Source organism: Flavobacteriales bacterium (assembly GCA_030584065.1).
GTDB lineage: Bacteria > Bacteroidota > Bacteroidia > Flavobacteriales_F > PHOS-HE28 > PHOS-HE28.
Window position 1 is genome coordinate 1,618,318 of record CP129489.1, and the last position, 17,276, is coordinate 1,635,593.

Below are 17,276 nucleotides of genomic sequence, written 5' to 3' on the forward strand. Positions count from 1 at the left end.
CGCACCGCTACTTTCACCACCTCTTCCTACCACCATGCCATCGCTGCCCCGCCCTGCGCGCGCGACCGTCTTCGCCTTGCTGTGCATCCTCGCGCTCGCCGCCTGCCACACCAACGAGAAAGGCACGCGCCCGGATGCGGCCTTCACGCCCTACATCCCCGCCTTCACGGCCGGGCATATCAGCGCGCGCTCCCCCATCATCGTGCGGATCGCCGAGGGGCAGATCTGGAGGGACAGCTCAGCGGCTGCCGTCCAATCCCTCTTCGCACTCTCTCCCCAGGTCAAGGGAACGGTGCAATGGCAGGATGAGCTCACCCTGGCATTCGTTCCCGGGGAGCGCCTCGAACAGGACCGGACCTACCAGGTCGAATTCGCCCTGGGACGGCTCATCGATGTACCGAAAGGCCTCGAAACCTTCCGCTTCGAGGTCACCACATTCCGGCAAGGGATCGATGTGAAGGTGAACGAGATGCAGGCCCTCAGCGCAGCGGACCTCACCTGGCAGCGGCTCATCGCCAGCGTATACACCAGCGACGATGCGACCGGGCAGGACCTGGAAGCCTGCTTTACCGCCGAACAGGAAGGCCGGAGGCTGCCGCTGACCTGGGAGCACGAGCCCAATGGGCGGTACCATCGCTTCAGCGTGGACAGCGTGCGCCGTGGCGAGTCCGCATCGCGGGTCGAGATTGCGTGGAACGGCAGGGCCATTGGCAGCAGCGATGCCGCCACGCTTCCCTTCGAGGTGCCCGCCATCGGCGAACTCACCCTCATCAGCGCCACCACCTTCAGCGATGGCGAGCAGTACGCCACGTTGCTCTTCAGCGATCCGCTCGACCCCGAACAGGACCTGCGCGGCCTGGTGGGCATCGCGGGCGCGGATGAGCTGCGCATCGCGCACGACGGAAGCAAGCTCGTGCTCTACCCCGTGCAGCGCCTCAGCGGCAAGCAGGACGGCTTCGTGAGCGCGGGCCTGCGCAACGTGAACGGGCGAAAGCTCGGTAAGGACCTCAGCGTCGAGCTTGAATTCGAGGAGCTCAAGCCCGCGGTGCGCTTCACCGGAAAGGGCACCGTCCTGCCCAGCACCGACGGCCTCCTGCTCCCCTTCCAGGCCGTCAACCTGAAAGCTGTTGACGTCCGCGTGGTCCGTATCCACGAGAGCAACGTGTCCCAGTTCCTGCAGGTGAATGCGCTCGACGGCAGCCGTGAGCTCGCGCGCGTGGGACGCCTGGTCTCCCGCAAGACCATTTCACTGAAGACCGCGGACAGCCCCGATCTCGGGCGCTGGAACACCTTCTACCTCAACCTCGCCGATCACATCAAGACCGAGCCCGGCGCCGTGTACCGCGTGGAGATCGCCTTTGGCCGCCACCAGAGCGTTTACCCATGCGCCGGCAACGAGGAGGCGGAAGCACCGCGCGAGAAGAGCTGGGAGGAGGAGCAGGCTGCCTATGACCACCAGCAGGACTACTGGTACTACGACGACGACTACTACGATTACGAGGAGGAGTACAACCACCAGGAGCGGGAGGATCCGTGCAAGGCCAGTTACTACCGCCGCAACACGAGCACCGCCCGCAACATCCTGGCGAGCGATATCGGCCTGATCGCCAAGGTGGGCAACGATGGCAGCATGCTCATGGCCGTGAGCGATCTGCGCACCGCTGCGCCCCTGAGCGGCGTGAAGCTCGACGTGCTCGACTTCCAGCGCCGCTCCATGGGCCAGGTAGTGACCGACGGCGAGGGGCTGGCCACGCTTCCCGCCACAAGGCACAAGCCCTTCCTGCTGGTGGCGAGCAAGGGCAGCCAGCGCGGCTATCTCAAGCTCGACGACGGCGGCTCCCTCAGCGTGAGCAGTTACGATGTCCAGGGCGAATCCATCGAAAGGGGCCTGAAGGGCTTCCTCTACGGCGAACGAGGCGTCTGGCGCCCGGGGGATTCGCTCTACCTCAGCTTCATGCTCCAGGACGCCCAAGGCAGGCTGCCGAAGGACCACCCGGTGGTGCTGGAGCTGAGCGATCCGCGCGGCCGGCTCGACCAGAAGCATGTGCGCACCGCCGGCGTCAACGGCGTCTACGGCTTCCGCTGCGCCACCTCGCCCGATGCCCCGACGGGCTACTGGAACGCCGTGGTGCGCGTCGGCGGCACCGCCTTCCACAAGAGCGTGCGCATCGAAACCGTGAAGCCCAATCGGCTGAAGGTGCTGCTGGAGTTCCCCGACGGGCCCTCCGGCACCGAAGGGGAACGGCTCAGCGCGGAGGGGGCGCGGACGATCACGCTGCGCTCGCACTGGCTGCACGGAGCGCCGGCCCGCAACCTCAAGAGCCGCGTAACGGTGACCATGAGCGCGGGAAGTGCGGCCTTCAAGGGCTACGACGGTTTCCAGTTCAACGACCTGAGGACATGGGTGCCTGAGGAGGAGCAGGTCGCCTTCGAGGGCGCCCTCAATGAGCAGGGCGAGGCGCAGTTCGACCTGAACCTGCAGATGGGCCGCAGCGCACCCGCCGTGGTCAGCACCAACATCGTCACCCGGGTATTCGAGGCGGGCGGCGATGCCAGCATGGACCGGGTGACCGTGCCCTACTATCCCTACACCAGCTATGCCGGCATCCGCGCACCCGATGCGGGCAGCGCCTGGGGGACCTTCGTCACGGACACCACCTACCGGTTCTCGGTGGCCAGCGTGGATGCCAAGGGGAAGCCGCTCGCCGGCCACCAGCTGAAGGCGCAGGTCTACAAGCTCAACTACAACTGGTGGTGGGATGGAAGCCTCACGGGCAGCGCGAGCTACATCAGCTCTCCCAGCGTGGAACTGCAGCAGGAGCATGCCCTCATCACCGATGCCAAAGGGAAGGCGGTGCTCAGCCTGCGCATCAACCGCCCGCAATGGGGCCGATTCGCCGTGCGCGTCACCGACCCCGCCAGCGGCCACGCCAGCGCGGTGCAGGTCTACATGGATTGGCCGGGCTGGGAAGGGCGTAGCCGTAGGCAGGACCCCGACCAGGCCGCGGTGCTCAGCTTCAATGCCGACAAGGAAAAGTACCAGGTCGGCGAACAGGCCACACTCATCATTCCCAGCGGCGGCACAGGGCGTGCGCTGGTGAGCCTGGAGACAGGGAGCCGGGTGCTCGATGCCGCATGGATCGACCTGAAGGCCAAGGAGACGCGCTACACCTTCCCCATCACTGCGGACATGGCGCCGAACGTCTTCGCGCATGTCACACTCGTGCAGCCGCATGCGAGCACGGCCAACGACCTTCCCATCCGGCTGTACGGTGTCATCCCCATCCTCGTGGAGGATGCCCAGACCCACCTCAGCCCGGTGGCCCAGGCACCGAAGGAGATCAGGACCGATTCGCCCTTCAGCGTGGAGGTGAGCGAGCGGACCGGCCGCGCCATGACCTACACGCTGGCCATCGTGGACGAAGGCCTGCTCGACCTGACGCGCTTCAGGACGCCCGATCCCTGGAAGCATTTCTATGCGCGTGAGGCGCTCGGCGTGCGCACCTGGGACCTCTACGACCAGGTGATCGGATCCTTCGGCCAGCAGCTCCAGCGTGTGCTCGCGCTCGGCGGCAGCGATGAAGGGGCCAAGGGCGATGCCGCCCGGGCCAACCGCTTCAAGCCCGTGGTACGCTTCGTCGGGCCCTTCAAGCTGGAGCGCGGGAAGAAAGCCCGGCACGACTTCACGATCAGCAACTACGTGGGCAGCGTGCGCGTGATGGTGGTGGCCACGGACGGCGAAACGGCCTACGGACATGCCGAGCAGACGGTGCCCGTGCGCAAACCGCTCATGGTGCTGGCCACACTGCCGCGCGTGCTCGCGCCCGGCGAAACCGCCGACCTGCCCGTGACCGTCTTCGCCATGGACCCCAAAGTGAGGGACGTGACGGTGAAGCTGGAGCCCAATGAGCTGCTGACCCCCGAAGGGCCATCGCAGAAGTCGATCCGCTTCACGGCCATGGGCGACCAGGTCGTCACCTTCAAGGTGAAGGTGAAGGATGCCGTGGGCGTTGCGCGGATGAAGGTGAGCGTGAGCGGTGCCGGCGAGAGCGCAAGCGAGAGGATCGAGCTGCAGGTGCGCCAACCGAACCTGCCGGCCACCGAGGTGACCGAGGCCCTCGTGGAGGCTGGCCGGAGCTTCAGCGCCACGCCAGCGCCGATCGGCGTGGCAGGCACCAACAGCGCCTACCTCGAGGTCAGCACGATCCCGCCCGTGGATATGGGACGGCGCCTGCAATACCTGCTCGACTATCCGCACGGCTGCCTGGAACAGACCACGAGCAAGGCCTTCCCGCAGCTCTTCCTCGCCCAAGTGATGGAATTGCCTCCGCGCGGCGAACAGATGGCACGCGCCAATGTAGAGGCCGCCCTCCGCCGGATGGTGCAGTTCCAGCGCAGCGATGGCGGCTTCAACTATTGGCCCGGTGGCGACCACTATGACACCTGGACGAGCATCTATGCGGGCCATTTCCTCGTGGAAGCCGAGCGGGCCGGCTATGCCATGCCCGGACAGGTGAAGGCCAACTGGCTCGGCTTCCAGCGCAAGCAGGCCCGCGATTGGAACGGGTCGGTGCCTCAGGGTTGGCAGCGCAGCGGTACCCAGCTCGTCCAAGCCTATCGGCTGTATGTGCTTGCCCTGGCCAAGGCGCAGGAGCTGCCCGCCATGAACAGGCTGCGTGAGCAGAAAGACCTTGGCCTGCAGGCCAAGTGGATGCTGGCTGCGGCGTATACGCATGCCGGCCGCAAGGATGCGGCTCAGCAGCTCATCAGCGGCATCCCGCTGCAGGTGCCCGCCTACACCGAGCAAGCATTGACCTATGGCAGCGACCTCCGCGACGAGGCGCTCATCGTGGAGGCCCTCATCGCCATGGGCGAGACCGAGAAAGCCGCGCCGGTCGTGGCCCGCATCGCCAAACGGCTCAGCAGCAGCGACTGGTGGAGCACCCAGAGCACCGCTTTCGGGCTGCTGGCCGTATCGCGCCTTGCACAGCAGGGCCAGCTGGGGAAGGGCATGAGCTACACCCTCACGGTGAATGGCAAAGCCACGGAGAGGTTCTCGGAACGGGCCATCAGCCGCATCGAGCTGCCCACGCCCAACGGCAAGGCCTCCGTGCAACTGGAGAACACGGGCAAGAACCTCCTGTACGCACGGCTCGTGCGGACGGGGACTCCCTTGGCCGGCGAGGAGCAGGCCAGCAGCAGGGGCCTAGGCCTCACCGTGTCGTACACCCTGATGGACGGAACGCCCGTCGATCCCCGCCGGATCGAACAGGGCACCGATTTCATGGCGGTGGTGACCATCGCGCACCCGGGCGTGGTGAACGGCTATCAGCAACTGGCCCTCTCACAGCTCTTCCCAAGCGGCTGGGAGATCCGGAATACCCGCTTGGAGGGAACGCTGGCCGGCGCATCGCAGGGCCCCTTCACCTACCAGGATATCCGCGATGACCGGGTGCTCACCTACTTCGACCTCTGGAAAGGACAGAGCCACACCTACCGCGTGCTCCTGAACGCCAGCTATACGGGCCGGTACTACCTGCCAGGCGCGCATTGCGAGGCGATGTACGAGCATACGATACAGGCCCGCAGCAAAGGCCAATGGGTGGAGGTTGTGCCGGCCGGCGGAGAAACGGCGGCAATGCCGTAGCCCAGCCGCCAGCATAGGCAAGGCCGGACCGGGGCCTGTGCGCGGCCGGGACCGATGCGCCGATTGGCCGTGGTGGGTGCCGTTGGCGCATCCGTCGATTCGCCATCGCCGATCCGTCGAAGATCCCGCTACTTCCAGCGCCGGCCTGCGTTCAGGGACCCAAACACCTCCACCCATGGCTCCCGCCGTCCTCACCCGTCCTTTGCTGGTCTTCACCGCCCTCCTGGTCAGCGCCGGTGCGGTGCGCGCTATTGCCCCGCCCGATGGCGATGTCGTGCTCACGGGCTGGATCCATGTCGAGGACCACACCTGGCAGGATGCCACGGTGGCCGTTGAGGTCAATGGCTCCACACGTACGGCACGCGTATCGGAAACCGGCCGCTTCACGCTTTCCCTTCCCGCTGGAGCCGATGTGGTGCTGCGATTCGAGAAGCCCGGTCACCTGGCCAAGGAAGTGGTGGTGGACACACGCCATGCGGGTCAAGGACCGGCGGGCCGCCGGAAGCGCCACGTGAAGTTCGCCGTGGTCCTGGAACTGGAGCGGCACATGGCAGGCTTCACCTATCACAGCCCCGTGGGCAGCATCGGCTTCGACCAGGAGGGGGGGTGCCTGGCCGTTACCCGGCACCGCGACAAGGTGCCGCCGACCCGCCAACAGCCCATGGTTTTCTGACCATCTTCCCGGGCCCACGCACCGCTGTTCGCGAACATCTGACGAGGATCAGTCGCACATGGCTCCGGATCTCATTATCTTCATCGCATGAGCCCCTTACGCATCATCCGCAAGAAGCCACGCAAGCGGGCGTCGCGCGTGCCCGAGGAGTTGCTCGTCGCATTGCCAGGCCGGAATGGCGCCAAGCCGGAGCGTGTGGCGCTTCAATGGCACGACGGAGCCGGTGAGCTGCACGTCGCCACCTTGACCCCCGCGCAGAGCTGGCCTTACCTCAACTGAGGCACCGCCTTCCTGCGGGGCGATGGAGGATGTCCATCGCATGCTGCGGCTGAAGGCCCGTGCGGTCCTTGGTGCACCATTCCCGTTTCGCGCTTCCAGCCGCTCAGCGGTGCCAGATGAACCGCGTCGCAGCTGAATGCGCTCCGCTTCCGGGATCAAGGATCCGGAAGAGGCAGATGCCCTCCCCTGCCGCGGTCATGTCCACCCATAACGGCCCTTCGGCAGAGAGGGTCCCGGTGCGCACCAAGCGCCCCTGCGCATCGGTGATGTGCCATGGCGTACCTGCCGGCAATGACCCCGTCCAATCGACTCGGAGCATCGGCGATAGGACCTGCACGGAGAGCTTGCGGCGAGGAGCCGCCTCATCGAAGCCTGTGGAGAGGTAGGGCTCCGACGGCACATGGCAGCCATTGGCGTAGGCTACGCTCACCGTGTAGGATCCAGGCGCAACGGGCACGATGCAGCCCTGGTTGCTGTTGGCCAGTTCCACGCCGTTCAGGTACCACGCATAGGCTGGGCCCGGCGGGGTAGCGCACAGCTCGCCATCCTCAGCCGTGATCACGGGCTGCGTGGGCGGCACGAAGACGATGTCCACGGTGACGCCCAGTCCCACTACGTAGTCCGGGCAGATGGCGGGGGCCCCGCTGACGTGGTAGCTCCCGCTTTCCGTCACCACCAGCACGGGAGCATCCGCGCCATCAATGGGCTGCCCGTTGCGCGTCCACTCGATGCTCTCGGTGTAGGGCATGCCGAGCGTAAGCTGCACGAAGGCGCCCTCACAATACTGTGCCGCGCCTTCCCCGGTGATGCCCAATGGCTCATCGCCCTCCGTCATCACTACGGGCGGGAGGAAGACCCAGCCATCCACCAGCACGGGGGCGCTCATTTCAGCGCAGCCATCCAGCTCAGCCAGCACGCTGAAGCTGTAGCCGCTGCTCTGCTGGTAGTCGACGGGCAGGGTCTGCCCCATCGCACCCGGGATGGGCTGCCCCTCCCTATACCATTGGTAACTGTCGTAGACCTGGGTACTCAGCAGCGCGTTCTCAAGCGGGCAAAGCACCAGGTCGCTCGGGCTGATGGTGGGCGTGAATTCGCATTGTGCGCAAAGCCTGATGGCGAGCGCGAAACCTGTGAGTGATGTGAGGTACCGGTTCATCCTTTACTGCCTGTTCGCCAAAAGACGCACTACAATCGCAGGGCGCGGCCTGGCCGGTGATGAGCGGTGAATCCGATGGATGAACACCCGGCTGGCTCCTCCGCGGGATGCGTGCCCATTCACCGGCGAAACCTGATTCCGGCCAATTGCCTGGATGGGATGCATCGCTAGCCTCCGAAACCGCTTCAGCGCATTCCCATGGCCAACAAGTGAACCCTCAACCCTGCCTCGCCGCGCAAAGCCGGCAAGGCCGCACCCTCGCCCAGAGACCGCCGGCTTCCGGGATTGCAGCATCCGGGGCGGGTCGGAGCCAGGAACCGTCAGTGAGACCAGTCCGGCTCACAGCTTGATCGGGAGCGACATGGCCACCAGTGCCATCACGAAAGCCGGTGCCGCGCCCACGGACAAGGAGGCGGTGGCACGCAGCCGATCGAAGCAGCAGGGTCGCTCAGCGCTTGACGAAGGCCCTTCGCCTGCCTTCGGCGAACTCAAGCACGTAATACCCGGGAGCGAGGGCCGAGGCATCGACGGGTGATGCACCAAGGCCGTCGGCGACGATGCGGCCCTGGGCATCGGTGACGCGCACCGCCGGCAGTTCCCCCATCCAATGCAGCAGGTCCTCAACGGGCTGCGGGAATACCTGCGGTGCCGGGCGCCCATCATGATCGTTCACCCCCAACACCGACTCCACGGTGAGGATCGTGTCCACGGGCGCGCAAAGTGAATCGGCCAGGAAACTGACATGATAGCTGCCTGCGGGCAGGTCCTCCCAGAACGCTGAAACCCCGACCTGGTCGCCGCCGGCAGGCTCCATGGAAGGCCATGCACGAATCTGGAACCAGCCTGTGATCGGCGCTGGGGGCGGTAGCACCGCTGCAGGGTCGGGCACCACCCCGAGGATGGCAATGCTGCCCCCAGTTCCAGCGCTGACGGCTTCAACCTGCGCATCGAGCACGGCCCCATCGCAGGAGTACGCGAGCACCAATTGACTGTACCCGGATGACCCGCAGGCGCCATGATCGATGAGGTGCAGCTGGTATGCGGACCCGAAGGGCAGGCCATCCCACAGCTCGAAGCCGGCCAAGCAGGAGACCGGCCAGAGGCTATCGACGGGCACGCCATCCTGTAGCAGGTATAGCACCGTGGAGTCCGGATCCGGTGCGCAATGATGGTGATGGAAGATGCTCGTGCCGCAAAAGGGCAGGCTGGCGGTTGCATAGAAGTCGGCACCGTTCGGCCCGCCGACCGGTGAGAGATGAAGCATCCATGCGAGCTGCAGGATCTCGAAGGAGAGGGTGTCAATGGGCGCCGTGCCCTGCAGGAGCACCACCTGGTGCATTCCAACCCCGAGGCCATCGGTTGACCAATCGGTGCCGCCATTGTCCCATAAGCACGCATCGATATCGCCGAGATCACCGCACTCGAACGGGTTCAGGTAGGCCAACCCCACTGAATCGGGCCACACCGGATGGTGCATATACGGGCCGCACTGGGCGACTCCGGCGTGGGTGATCAGGGCGGCGAGGAAGCCGGCAGTGATGCGCATGGGGCATGGTCTCTTCGAAAAGACGGAAAGCCACCATCCGGTTGCCCCTGGAACGGCGGAAGGCACGGCCCGTCGCGGGTGCGAGCCGGCGCCAGGCGGCAGCCCTTCACAGCCGCTGCAAGGCGGATCCTCTCGCACCCCTGAGGCTAAGGTGCCTCCGCATCATCGGAAACACGCGGTGGACCGCTCACCCGGCCGGAACCGTCCTCCGGCTGCAGCCTTGCCTTCCTGACCTGCTCCCAATACCGGTAGTGCATGCGGCGGGCCAAGGCCAGCAAGTCATCCGCGGCGATGCGAGCGGTGTGCAGCTGGATAGGGCGGCGCTCCTCGAACACACGCCCCTGGTCGTCGACCGTGTAGATGCCGGCATAGCGGGGAAGCACGATCGGGGAGGCGGTGCGGTATACCCGGCAGGGCATGGCGAAGCAGAAGTAATTGGGGCGGCGGCAATGAGCGGACCCAGCCCGATCACGCGCCCGCTCATGGGCCTCCACCCGTGTGCGCGTTGCATCGTCGCGCTCCACCGGGAATGCGCCATTGAGGAGCAGGCCCTGGCTGTGCTTGGGCTTCAGCAGGTCGTGCTTCAGGTCATTCCGGCTCACCTTGATCTCCACCTCGCAGACATGCCCCTCCGGCGTCACGGTGAGGAGGTCGCTCTCCCAGGCGTAGAGCCTGGCATTCGGGGTGATCCACTCGTGCCGCAGCCCCATCGCGTGAAGGCGCATGTGCCAGGCGATGTCCGCTGCTTTCATCGCCTCTAAATCTAAGGCGCGGCGGGCGGGCATGCAGGTGGGCCGACGCGCACGCATCAAGCCGCGGCTCCTTATCTTCAGGCCATGGAGCGCAGGATCAGCACCCGATTGGCGGAGATGATGCTATCCGATGGCGACCGCATCATCGAGGTGCGCTACCGGGCGGGACTGGACCTGGACGTGGAAGGGCTCCTGGAGGTGCAGCAGCGACGCGGTGAATTGACGGATGCACGGTGCGCGATGCTCGCTTTCTTCCAGCCCGGTACGTTGGCGGACCTCTCCGTGATGGACATGGACTTCTTCGGCGCCACGCGTGCAGGCGAGCAGCTCATCGCACTGGCCATCGTCACCGAGGATGACCTCGGAGAGGCCATGTCATCCATCTACTACAGCTACCATCCGCAGCCTTTCCCCACGCGCATGTTCAGGAGCGAGCGGGAGGCACGGACGTGGATCGCGGAGCAGCTGCGCATGGCTGGGATCTGAAATCGGCTCCTGAGCGCTGCGCTCGCGCGAACAGAGGAGAAAGGTGGGTCAGCTGCCCAACGGTTGCGCTGAGGGCGCCCCTGGTTCACGGCACCTGCGTCGGAATGCTCGATGTGTGCTTCCAATCAGCGGGTGCCCCACTTCCGGTGAGGCCGTACTTGAGAAGGGCGAGCACACCCAGCAGAATGACCAACGGAATGATCACTTGACGAACGAGGCGGTCCACCCAATGCATGAGGCTACCTTCCATGGAATGCGGATTGTGGGCGCGCTTTCAAGCAAAGCTCACGCGCCGTCAAGCTATACGCGCCTGGCGCGCCAATGGTTGCAGGCAGCCTATTGCGGCCGCGTCGCCTGGTGCGGTGCGCATGCACGAACCGATCGGGGAGGCTTCAGGCTGCAACGGCGGCGGCGGCAATGCACCGGCGCGGGAAGCTCCCGGCCAGGTGGCGCCTGACGAAACGTGCCGAGCCATCGCTGCCCACGAACTTGTTGTAGGTATTGGGCGGAACACCATAGAACGCGTGCTCACTGCCGTCGCCGAGGCAGACCCGCAGGACCTGTCCCTTGTACTGCCAGTTGGCCACGCCGCTAAGAAGGGCCACCTCGAATTCGGCCGCCTTTGCAGCCTGCGTCTCCGGATGCAGCGCTTCCAGCAGCTTGTAGGCCGCGATGATGCGCTGGCTCATGGCCTCAGCCGCCTCCCTTTCCGCTTCCTCCTGGAAACGGTCCGGGTGATGGCGTTTCATCAGGCCCTTGTATAGCCCGTTGAGCTCCTTCAGGCTCAGGCCCGAGGCGGCGCCGAGCAGCAAGCGGCTCTCATTGATTTCCTTCATGGCGGCGTGTTCACGGGAAAAACGGCCGCAAAGGTCGGCAAAAAGACCGCTGTTCTGTTCAACGAACCATCCGCACGCTCCCGGTGCGCACACCTCCTTGGAACACGCTGAGCACATAGGTGCCCTCGTTCCAGGCCATCGCCTCAACGGTGCAGGTGGAGGAACTGATGCGTGCGGCATGCAGCAGGCGCCCGGTGGCATCGGTCACTTCCAGCCGATCGGCCCCTTGCAAGGACTCTGGCAGGCGCACGGTGAAGCGGTCGGTGAAGGGATTGGGGAACACCTCCGGTTCGGGAAGGCGCACCTCATCGATGCCGATGGTCGCGCACGGGTTGTAGCTGCCATTGAGCGTGGTGGCGTTGAACACCGGCGACAGCCAATTCCTGAGCTCCTCGGCTGCCGGATTGGGGTTCGCCGTGCCGAAATGGAAGCTCATCTTGCCGAAGTAATCCGGTGCCGTGGGCGTATCACAGAAGGATGAGCCGCCCGTGAGGGTGCCGATGATTCGTTTCGATGCGTTGAACAGCGGGGCCCCGGAAGATCCGGGTTCCGTGACCCCATGGCCGTTCACGGTGGCCGCCCAGGTCACGCGCCAATGCGATCCGCTGGGTCCGCCCCACGTCGTGCTCACAAGGTTGGAAGTGTAGGTGCTGATCTTCTTGTAATCCCCATCGGGGTGGTGGATGCACACACCGGAATTCGACCCCGTTCCTGTGGCGTCCCAGCCGGCATAGTAGGCGCCGACCGAGGCCGGCACGGCACTGGTGAGCTCGAGCAGCGCGAAATCGGAGCCGCTATCCCCACCGTTGTCGTTGCTGTCAGCCCGCCGCGTACAGCCCACCATGTTGAACCCGTTGGTGGTACCGCCATCGCAGGATGCACGCTGGTAGTTCCAGCGGAACTGGAATGTGGCGAAGTTCGAGTCCTGGCTGTCCACGATGCAATGGTGCGCCGTGAGCACATAGGGCTTGCAATCCTGGGCGGTGTTGTTGACCAGTGCCCCGGTGCAGAAACCGGTGCCTGAGGGATCCACCACCCGGATCCGGACCACCGAGTTCCGCTGGTCCACCCAGTTGTCGCCCTCCGGGCAGAGTACATCCACCTCGCACTCACCGGAGAGCATGTCCGCCATCCGATAGGCGTGGGCCAGCCGCCGCAGCCTCAGCGCTCCCTCTCCGCGCACGGCGGCCGGTTCGTGATACTCCAGCACGCAGGCATCGCCGCGGGTGAGATCGGTGGCCAACGCACCGTTCTCCTGGACGTGCGCAGCCGTGTACCCGCCGTATACCTCGTCGCCGGAGGCGGAATAGACGTGGAGCTGAGCGCCGGGCGGCAGATGCACTTCCTCGAGGAAGAGCTCCATGGCGATCGCCCCGGGTGAGGTGATGCGAAGCCGCCAGAGGCGGTCGCCACCAGGCAGCTCGAGCCAGGTTCCATCGGTGCCGAGCGATGCCTCCAGCGCCACGAATCGCCCGTAGAGCGGAACCTTGCCCATGGCATCGCGCTGGCGGTCGTCCGCGCCTGCGGCATCGGCGTCGAAGGGAGCGGCCTCCACACCCGCCACCGCATGGGGGTCTAGGCCGAGGCGCATGCTCAGCGGCAGCGCACCCGTGGTTTCCTGGCCGAGGGCACCGGATGCGAAACCGAGGAGCACGACGTTGAGGGAAAGAGCAAGTCTCATGCAGATAGGGATGAATGGGGCGAATGTAGACGAGCGGTTGCCGGAACCCAACGAACTTTCGCCCATGGTTCCGGTGAACGGAGGAGGCCCGCGCCGGATGCGGAATGCCCCTTGGATCCGCAGGCTGCGCTGGCACGCCGTTGCTGCGGCCCTGGTTCTAGCCTGGGGGCGGTGGGGGCCGATGGAGCCGCTCTTCGAAGGGCCGCGCAGCACGGTGCTGCTCGACCGCGATGGTGGCCTGCTGGGTGCCACGGTGGCCGCGGACGGCCAGTGGCGCATGCCCCCCGGCGATAGCATCCCCCACCGGTTCGAGCGCTGCCTCATCGCGTTCGAGGACCGCCGGTTCCGCGAGCATTGGGGCGTGCGCCTCCCTTCCCTCCTCCGCGCGGCGCGCCAGAACCTGCAGGCCGGCCGCACGGTGAGCGGAGGCAGCACCCTTACCATGCAGGTGGCGCGCATGGCACTGGGGCATCGGGAGCGCACGGTGCTGAACAAGCTCGAGGAGATCATGATGGCCCTGAGGCTGGAGCTGCGGTTCAGCAAGGATGAGATCCTGCGGATCTACGCTGCCAACGCGCCCTTCGGCGGCAATGTGGTGGGCCTGGAGGCCGCAGCATGGCGCTGGTACGGCCGGGACCCGCACTCCCTGGGCTGGGGTGAATGCGCCACCCTGGCCGTGCTTCCCAACGCCCCCGCCCGTATCCACCCGGGCCGCAACCGCGAGAGCCTGCGCGCCAAGCGGGACCGATTGCTGGACCGGCTGCTGGCCGCGGAGGCCCTGGATACACTGGCCTGGTCGTTGGCGCGCGAGGAACCGTTGCCTGAGGCACCTCACCCGCTGCCCCGGCTCGCCCCCCACCTCCTGGCCACGCTGCAGTCCTCGGGCCTCGAGGGGAAGCGCATCCGGAGCACGATTGACAGGGTCCTGCAGCAGCGGGTAATCGACCTGAGCCAGCGCTATGGCCACCTGCTGCGGGCCAATGAGGTGCATAACGCAGCTGTCCTGATCCTGGATGTCCCGACAGGCGAGGTGCTCGCCTACCTGGGCAACCTGCCCGATGCCGATGCCGCCCATGCCGGCCATGTGGATATCGTGCGTGCGCCCCGGAGCACCGGAAGCCTGCTGAAGCCCTTCCTCCATGCCGCCATGCTGCAGGCCGGGGAGCGCATGCCCGACCAGCTCGTGGCCGACCTGCCCACCAGCTACGACGGGTTCGCGCCACGGAACTTCGACGAGCGCTACAGCGGTGCGGTGCCGGCATCGCAGGCCCTGGCCCGCTCGCTCAACGTGCCTGCGGTGCGTGCGCTGCGCGAGCATGGCGTGGAGCGTACACGCGGCATGCTCATGGCCATGGGGCTCCTGCACCTGGACCGCAGTTCGGCCCATTACGGCCTGTCGCTGATCCTCGGCGGGGGCGAAGGCACCCTCTGGGAGCTCACCGGCGCCTATGCCTCCATGGCCAGGGTGGTGCAGCGCTACACCGGGAGCGATGAGGCCTTGGCCGGCGCCGTGCATCCCCCCGTGGTGCATGGGGCCGAGCAGGCGGGGAACGATGCGCGACCCGTGCTGGGCGCCGGGGCGCTCTATCACACACTGATGGCCCTGCAGCAGGTGAACCGTCCGGAGAATGAGGCCGGCTGGCACCGATTCGATGGGGCGCGGCGCATCGCTTGGAAGACAGGCACCAGCTTCGGCCAGCGCGATGCTTGGGCAATCGGCACCACGGACCGCCATACCGTGGGGGTATGGACCGGAAACGCAAGCGGCGAGGGCCGGCCCGGGCTCACCGGCACCTTGGCTGCCGCCCCCCTCCTCTTCGACCTCTTCGGCGCGCTGCCCCAAGGCGGCGGATTCGAGCCGCCCTACGATGCACTGGAACCCATTTCCGTTTGCCGGGCGAGCGGCTACCGGGCAGGAATGGACTGCGACGATGCGGAGGAGCGACTGACCTTGCGCGAAGCGCTCCGCACCGCCCCCTGCCCCTATCACCGCCGGATCCTGGTGAACGCCAACGGCACCTGCCGCGTGCCCCCGGGGCCGGATGCACAGGTCCGCGCTTGGTTCTGCCTGCCACCGGCCATGGAGCACTACTACGCCCCTGAGCACCCTGCCTATCGCCCCTTGCCGCCCTGGGAGCCCGGCTCGGCAGTCCCTTCCATGCAGGACCAGCCCATGCAGATGATCTATCCCGAGCAGAGCGCCACCCTCTACGTTCCGGTGCAGCTGAACGGCGAGCCGGGCCGGGTGGTGCTGCGGGCCGCGCATCGGAACCCCCGCACCAAGGTCCATTGGGACCTGGATGGCGCCCCGATCGGCACCACGGTGGGCGACCATCAGCTGGCGGTGGAGTTGGGCGACGGCGACCACATCCTCACCTTGACGGATGAGGCCGGCGCCTACCACCGCACCGGGTTCCGCACCATCTCCGCATCGCCTCGCCCCCCAACCGGTCCGTGAAGCCGATTCGATGGCCATGGCTTGACAGTTGTTGGGAGTGCCAAGGCAACCGCACCGCCATCCCATGCGTTACATTGGCGTCTCATACCGCACTCCATTGATCGTCCCCTTCCGCCACGCCGCCCTGGTCGGCGCTTTGGTGCTATCCGCAGCGCTCACGGCACAACCGGTGCCGCCCCCGTCAGCTGCCGACCCTGCCACCACCGGAAAGCTCGAATCCCTGCTCTACCACATCGACCGCATGTACGTGGACGATGTGGACAAGCAGAAGCTCGTTGACGCGGCCATCGTGCGGATGCTCGAGGAGCTGGACCCGCATTCGATCTACATCCCCAAAGAGGAGCTTGAGGAGGTGAACGAGCCGCTGAAGGGCAACTTCGAGGGCGTCGGCATCCAGTTCAACATCATCCGCGATACGATCTACGTGGTGGATGCCATACCTGGCGGTCCCAGCGAACGCCTCGGAATCCGGGCAGGCGACCGCATCCTCTCCATCGAGGGCGAGAATGCCGCCGGTGCGGGCTTCAAGAACAGCGATGTGATGAAGCGCCTGCGCGGGAAGAAGGGGACCAAGGTGGCGGTGGCAGTGGCACGCAAGGGCGAGCCGGCCCCGCTGGATTTCGTGATCACCCGGGACAAGATCCCCATCTACAGCGTGGAGGCCAGCTACATGGCCTCGCCCCAGGTGGGCTACATCAAGGTGAGCCGCTTCAGCGCCACCACCATGAAGGAATTCCGGGAGAAGATGGACGAACTGAAAGCCAAGGGTATGCAGGACCTGATCCTCGACCTGCAGGGCAATGGCGGCGGCTATCTGCGGACGGCCATCGAGATGAGCGATGAATTCCTCGGCGACCGCAAGCTCATCGTGTACACGCAGGGGCGCACCTCGGCCCGCGAGGACACCTATTCCACGAAGGAGGGCCGCTTCGAGAAGGGCCGGCTGGTGGTGCTCGTGGACGAAGGCAGCGCCAGTGCCAGCGAGATCGTGAGCGGTGCGATCCAGGACTGGGACCGTGGACTCATCGTAGGCCGCAGGAGCTTCGGCAAAGGGCTCGTGCAGCGGCCGGTGATGCTCCCCGATGGCAGTGCCGTGCGGCTCACGGTGAGCCGCTACTACACCCCCAGCGGCCGCTGCATCCAGAAACCCTATGACGACGGCGTGGAGGCCTATCGCGGCGAGAAGGTCGCCCGGCTGGCAGCGGGCGAGCTCACCAGCGCCGACAGCGTGCACCTGGCCGATACGGTGAAGTACTACACGATGAACAAGCGCGTGGTCTACGGTGGAGGAGGCATCCTGCCCGACGTTTTCGTGCCGATCGATACCACCCAGAGCAGCGCCTACTTCGGCCAGCTGGTGCGCAAAGGGGTGCTGAACACCTTCGCCCTCTCCTATGTGGATGACCATCGCGAGGAGCTCAAGCAGCGTTATGCGGGACCGGATCAGTTCCGCCAAGCCTTCCAGGTGGGCGACGTGATGCTCGATGCCTTGGAAGCCTATGCCGCCAAGGAGGGCATCGCTCCCGATGCCGCGGGGATGGATCGCTCCCAGGCCCTGATCGCCCTGCGGCTGAAGGCCCTGCTGGCACGCGACCTCTGGGACACCAGCGCCTACTGGCAGATGATCAATGCGGAGAATCCCGTGGACCGCAGCTTCCAGAAGGCCCTGGAGGTGCTGTCCGATGACAGCTTCCAGCGGCTGGGCATGTCGCGTTGACGCCAAATGCAAAGGGATCGTTAAGGCGCGCTTGCGCGGACGGCC

At 66.0% G+C, this 17,276-nt stretch carries 12 protein-coding genes; 6 read left to right on the forward strand and 6 right to left on the reverse strand.

The genetic code is table 11. The annotated features are described in order from the left end of the window. Nucleotides 1-34: 34 nt before the first annotated feature. From QY325_07180 to QY325_07190, 3 genes are all read left to right on the forward strand, one after another. Nucleotides 35-5,647 carry an MG2 domain-containing protein gene (locus QY325_07180; protein ID WKZ67704.1) on the forward strand — a complete coding sequence of 1,871 codons (5,613 nt, stop codon included), beginning with the start codon at nucleotides 35-37 and terminating at the stop codon, nucleotides 5,645-5,647. Between the two features lie 175 nt (nucleotides 5,648-5,822). After that, on the forward strand, nucleotides 5,823-6,320 hold the full coding sequence (locus QY325_07185; GenBank protein ID WKZ67705.1) for a hypothetical protein: 498 nt from the start codon (nucleotides 5,823-5,825) through the stop codon (nucleotides 6,318-6,320). Nucleotides 6,321-6,407: 87 nt separating this feature from the next. Beyond that, complete coding sequence (locus QY325_07190; protein WKZ67706.1) at nucleotides 6,408-6,599, forward strand: hypothetical protein; 192 nt, start codon at nucleotides 6,408-6,410, stop codon at nucleotides 6,597-6,599. A 103-nt stretch (nucleotides 6,600-6,702) separates the two neighbouring features. On the opposite strand, the gene QY325_07195 is transcribed toward QY325_07190, so the two are convergent. The 3 genes from QY325_07195 to QY325_07205 all read right to left on the reverse strand — a co-directional run bounded on the left by QY325_07195 (nucleotide 6,703) and on the right by QY325_07205 (nucleotide 10,053). Next, on the reverse strand, nucleotides 6,703-7,755 hold the full coding sequence (locus QY325_07195; protein WKZ67707.1) for a hypothetical protein: 1,053 nt from the start codon (nucleotides 7,753-7,755) through the stop codon (nucleotides 6,703-6,705). Between the two features lie 448 nt (nucleotides 7,756-8,203). After that, complete coding sequence (locus QY325_07200) at nucleotides 8,204-9,301, reverse strand: hypothetical protein (GenBank protein WKZ67708.1); 1,098 nt, start codon at nucleotides 9,299-9,301, stop codon at nucleotides 8,204-8,206. A 146-nt stretch (nucleotides 9,302-9,447) separates the two neighbouring features. Beyond that, nucleotides 9,448-10,053 (reverse strand): hypothetical protein, encoded by a 606-nt coding sequence (locus QY325_07205; GenBank protein ID WKZ67709.1) that lies wholly within the window; start codon nucleotides 10,051-10,053, stop codon nucleotides 9,448-9,450. 84 nt (nucleotides 10,054-10,137) lie between these two features. Between QY325_07205 and QY325_07210 the strand changes: the two genes are divergently transcribed. Further along, nucleotides 10,138-10,539, forward strand: coding sequence for a hypothetical protein (locus tag QY325_07210; GenBank protein WKZ67710.1), 402 nt, complete (start codon nucleotides 10,138-10,140; stop codon nucleotides 10,537-10,539). An 85-nt stretch (nucleotides 10,540-10,624) separates the two neighbouring features. Here QY325_07210 and QY325_07215 read toward each other — a convergent pair whose 3' ends face one another. The 3 genes from QY325_07215 to QY325_07225 form a co-directional block, all read right to left on the reverse strand. Further along, a complete protein-coding gene (locus tag QY325_07215; GenBank protein WKZ67711.1) occupies nucleotides 10,625-10,789 on the reverse strand; it encodes a hypothetical protein in 165 nt (54 codons plus the stop codon). Between the two features lie 142 nt (nucleotides 10,790-10,931). Further along, nucleotides 10,932-11,375, reverse strand: coding sequence for a KTSC domain-containing protein (locus tag QY325_07220; GenBank protein ID WKZ67712.1), 444 nt, complete (start codon nucleotides 11,373-11,375; stop codon nucleotides 10,932-10,934). 58 nt (nucleotides 11,376-11,433) lie between these two features. Then, nucleotides 11,434-13,056, reverse strand: coding sequence for a trypsin-like peptidase domain-containing protein (locus tag QY325_07225; protein WKZ67713.1), 1,623 nt, complete (start codon nucleotides 13,054-13,056; stop codon nucleotides 11,434-11,436). A 64-nt stretch (nucleotides 13,057-13,120) separates the two neighbouring features. On the opposite strand from QY325_07225, the gene pbpC reads away from it, so the two are divergent. Both pbpC and QY325_07235 read left to right on the forward strand, forming a co-directional pair. Next, complete coding sequence (pbpC, locus tag QY325_07230; protein WKZ67714.1) at nucleotides 13,121-15,514, forward strand: penicillin-binding protein 1C; 2,394 nt, start codon at nucleotides 13,121-13,123, stop codon at nucleotides 15,512-15,514. A 64-nt stretch (nucleotides 15,515-15,578) separates the two neighbouring features. After that, the gene (locus QY325_07235) at nucleotides 15,579-17,231 is read left to right on the forward strand and encodes a S41 family peptidase (protein WKZ67715.1); all 1,653 of its coding nucleotides are present in this window, start codon (nucleotides 15,579-15,581) and stop codon (nucleotides 17,229-17,231) included. Nucleotides 17,232-17,276 lie beyond the last annotated feature (45 nt).